Raw genomic sequence first — 3421 nt, 5'->3', positions numbered from 1 at the left:
GCTCAAGGCTTACCTGCAGCGCCTCGAAGAGGCCGCCAAGCGTGACCACCGCAAGATCGGCAAGCAGCTCGACCTGTATCACATGCAGGAAGAAGCGCCCGGCATGGTGTTCTGGCACAACGATGGCTGGACCATCTTCCGTGAACTGGAAACCTTCATGCGTACCAAGCTGCGTGAGTATGACTATCAGGAGGTGAAAGGCCCCGCCATGATGGATCGCGTGCTGTGGGAGCGCTCCGGCCACTGGGATAAGTATGCTCAGGGCATGTTCACCACCCAGTCCGAGAACCGCGAGTACGCCATCAAGCCGATGAACTGCCCGGGTCACGTCCAGATCTTCAATCAGGGCCTCAAGTCCTATCGCGATCTGCCGCTGCGCATGGCCGAGTTTGGCTCCTGCCACCGCAACGAGCCGTCAGGCTCCCTGCACGGCTTGATGCGGGTACGGGGTTTCACTCAGGATGACGCCCACATCTTCTGTACCGAAGCGCAGATCATGGAAGAGGTGTCCGCCTGTATCCGTATGGTCTATGACGTCTACGGCACCTTTGGCTTCGAGAACATCGTGGTCAAGCTCTCCACCCGTCCCGAGCAGCGTATCGGCTCCGACGAGGCCTGGGATCGTGCCGAGGCCGCCTTGGCCGAGGCGCTGGTGCTGAACGGTCTGAAGTACGATCTGCAGCCGGGTGAGGGCGCCTTCTACGGTCCCAAGATCGAATTCACTCTGCATGATTGCCTTGATCGTGCGTGGCAGTGTGGTACCGTGCAGCTCGACTTTGCCTTGCCGGGTCGTCTGGGTGCCACTTATGTGGGGGAAGATAACGAGCGCCATGTGCCCGTCATGATCCACCGCGCCATCCTGGGTTCCATCGAGCGCTTCATCGGTATTCTGACCGAAGAGTACGCGGGACTGTTCCCGACCTGGTTGGCACCGACTCAGGCCGTGGTCATGAATATCACGGACAATCAGGCCGATTATGCGGTGAAAGTTGCCAAAGCATTGAATGATGCGGGCCTTCGCGCAAAAGCGGACTTGAGAAATGAGAAGATTGGCTTTAAAATCCGCGAGCATACTTTGAAACGAGTTCCTTTCATGTTGGTCTGCGGCGATAAAGAAGTTGAAGCCGGCAAGATTGCAGTGCGAACTCGTAAAGGGGCTGACCTGGGCACTTATCCTGTTGAAGAGCTAATCGCTCTGTTGACCCAGGAAGTTCAGACCCGCGGACAAAAGAAAGTGGAGGAATAAGCTATAAAAGGCGGAAAAAAACTGGGCAAGCAACCGCAAGCCCGCGCTCACCGGATCAATGAAGAGATCCGTCTGAAAGAAGTTCGTCTGACCGGTTTGGATGGTGAGGCCATTGGCGTCACCACCATTCAAGATGCTCTGAACTTGGCCCTTGAGGCTGGAGTGGATCTGGTCGAGATCAGTCCTAACGCTGAGCCGCCCGTTTGCCGGATCATGGATTACGGCAAATTCCTCTACGAAAAGAGCAAGACCACCAAAGAACAGAAGAAAAAGCAGAAAGTCGTCCAGGTCAAGGAAATCAAATTCCGTCCTGGCACTGACGAAGGCGACTATCAGGTAAAACTACGCAACCTGGTTCGCTTTCTGGAAGACGGGGACAAGGCTAAGGTCACCCTGCGCTTCCGTGGTCGTGAAATGGCCCACCAGGATCTTGGTATCAAGGTTCTGGAGCGAGTCAAAAACGATCTGGAAGAGTTGGCCGTAGTAGAGTCGTTCCCGAAAGTCGAAGGCCGTCAAGCAGTGATGGTTCTCGCACCTAAGAAGAAATCTTAAGGCCCACAAGAAATTGACTCATGGGCATGTCCCATGAGTCGGTTCGCCTTGCGATTTTGTTGTCACTCACAATGCGGAGTATGAAATGCCGAAGATGAAAACCAACCGGGGCGCCGCAAAGCGCTTCAAGAAGACTGGCTCAGGTCGCTTCAAGTGCAAGCACAACCACCTGCGTCACATCCTGACCAAGAAGAGCAGTAAGCGTAAGCGTAAGCTGGGGCCGAAGTTCATGGTTTCTGCTGCCGACCACAAACGTGTTGTCGCTTGTCTGCCGTACGCATAAGGGGGATGTGAAAAATGCCAAGAGTTAAACGTGGTGTGACTGCTCGCGCTCGTCACAAGAAAGTAATGAAAGCCGCCAAGGGTTACTACGGCGCCCGTTCCCGTGTCTACCGCGTAGCGGTACAAGCGGTAACCAAAGCCGGTCAGTATGCCTACCGTGACCGTCGTCAGAAGAAACGTCAGTTCCGTCAACTGTGGATCGCGCGTATCAACGCTGCTGCCCGTCAGAACGGTCTGTCCTACAGCCGTCTGATCAACGGTCTGAAGAAGGCTTCCATCGAGATCGATCGCAAGATCCTGTCCGATATCGCCGTTCACGACAAGCTGGCTTTCACCGCCCTGGTTGAAAAAGCTAAAGCAGCTCTGGTTTAATCCGGTTCTGTTATGAAAGATAAAAGGAGGCTTAGGCCTCCTTTTTTGTATCTATAATTTCTTGTTTTGTATCGATTTTCTATTTGTAGTGTCCATATATTGCCCCATTTATTTTGCTCGATGCCATCTCATCATGAAAGCTTAGTGGCCGAAATGGCGGCAGGGGGGGAGCACAGCCAGAATGGCCATGTTGCCTCGCTGACTCGTGGTGTGTACTATGTACACCATTATGAATGCTCAGAGTGAGTGATGCGTGAGTCACGCGATTGAATTTATTGAGACCTCTATCTTCACTAGACAGATAAAAGCCTTAGCGACAGACGATGAGCTCAGAGCACTGCAGGTCGAGCTGATTGCCCAGCCAGAAAAAGGCGACTTGATCCAAGGTACTGGTGGCTTGCGAAAAGTTCGCATGTCAACAGGCCAGCAAGGGAAAAGCGGCAGTGCCAGAGTGATCTACTTCTTGGCAACCGTTGAGACGATTTATCTGGTACTGGCGTATGCGAAGAGTGAGAAAGAGAGTCTCACTGCAGCAGAAAAAGCAGAGTTGAAGAAATTGACCACGTTACTGAAAGGGGAGGTTTGATATGAACATGTTTGACGAACTGAAGGCTTCCCTGGAAGAGGCTGTCGAGATCAAGCAGGGTCGTGTAGAGCCTGCTGCTCGGACAAAATACGAGGTCGCTGACGTCAAGGCCATCCGCCTGGCCCTCAAGGTATCGCAACAAGAGTTTGCCCAGGCATTGGGTACGAGTGTGGATACGGTCAAAAGCTGGGAAACCCGGCGCCGCAACCCGACTGGATTGGCAGCGAAGGTCTTGACGCTTATGCAAGAAAAGCCAGATCTCTACAGTGAGCTAGCTGCTCACTAATGTGGAATGAAGAGGCCCCATAGTGTGGGCCTTTTCTGATCTTGAGTACGGAGAACGCCAGATAAAGCCCATCTGCTATGGTAATCCCCCCGCAAAT

6 protein-coding genes are annotated in these 3421 nt (G+C 53.3%); all 6 read left to right on the top strand.

The features are described 5' to 3' along the window. Positions 1 to 1246 (top strand): threonine--tRNA ligase (gene thrS / locus LG30_RS0107700; RefSeq protein WP_033130125.1); only part of this gene is annotated, 1246 nt, incomplete at its 5' end. Between the two features lie 3 nt (positions 1247 to 1249). Beyond that, the gene (gene infC, locus LG30_RS0107695) at positions 1250 to 1798 is read left to right on the top strand and encodes a translation initiation factor IF-3 (protein ID WP_033130124.1); all 549 of its coding nucleotides are present in this window, start codon (positions 1250 to 1252) and stop codon (positions 1796 to 1798) included. Between the two features lie 85 nt (positions 1799 to 1883). Beyond that, positions 1884 to 2081, top strand: a complete 198-nt coding sequence (gene rpmI, locus LG30_RS0107690) for a 50S ribosomal protein L35 (RefSeq protein WP_005315535.1) — start codon at positions 1884 to 1886, stop codon at positions 2079 to 2081. A 14-nt stretch (positions 2082 to 2095) separates the two neighbouring features. Further along, entirely contained in the window at positions 2096 to 2452 is a 357-nt protein-coding gene (rplT, locus tag LG30_RS0107685) for a 50S ribosomal protein L20 (RefSeq protein WP_005300683.1), read from the top strand. Between the two features lie 253 nt (positions 2453 to 2705). Beyond that, positions 2706 to 3038 (top strand): type II toxin-antitoxin system RelE/ParE family toxin, encoded by a 333-nt coding sequence (locus LG30_RS0107680; RefSeq protein ID WP_033130123.1) that lies wholly within the window; start codon positions 2706 to 2708, stop codon positions 3036 to 3038. Position 3039: 1 nt separating this feature from the next. Then, positions 3040 to 3324: a NadS family protein gene (nadS, locus tag LG30_RS0107675; RefSeq protein WP_033130122.1), complete on the top strand. Its 285-nt coding sequence runs from the start codon at positions 3040 to 3042 to the stop codon at positions 3322 to 3324. Positions 3325 to 3421 lie beyond the last annotated feature (97 nt).

The organism is Aeromonas aquatica (assembly GCF_000764655.1).
GTDB classification, from domain to species: Bacteria; Pseudomonadota; Gammaproteobacteria; order Enterobacterales; family Aeromonadaceae; genus Aeromonas; species Aeromonas aquatica.
Note: the sequence above shows the minus strand (reverse complement) of the source record. Positions and strands in the feature narration are given on the sequence as shown.

Bases quoted from the DNA above. Each gene is read 5' to 3' on its own strand.
- rpmI (WP_005315535.1), top strand. From the start codon at position 1,884: ATGCCGAAGATGAAAACCAACCGGGGCGCCGCAAAGCGCTTCAAGAAG.
- rplT (WP_005300683.1), top strand. From the start codon at position 2,096: ATGCCAAGAGTTAAACGTGGTGTGACTGCTCGCGCTCGTCACAAGAAA.
- nadS (WP_033130122.1), top strand. From the start codon at position 3,040: ATGAACATGTTTGACGAACTGAAGGCTTCCCTGGAAGAGGCTGTCGAG.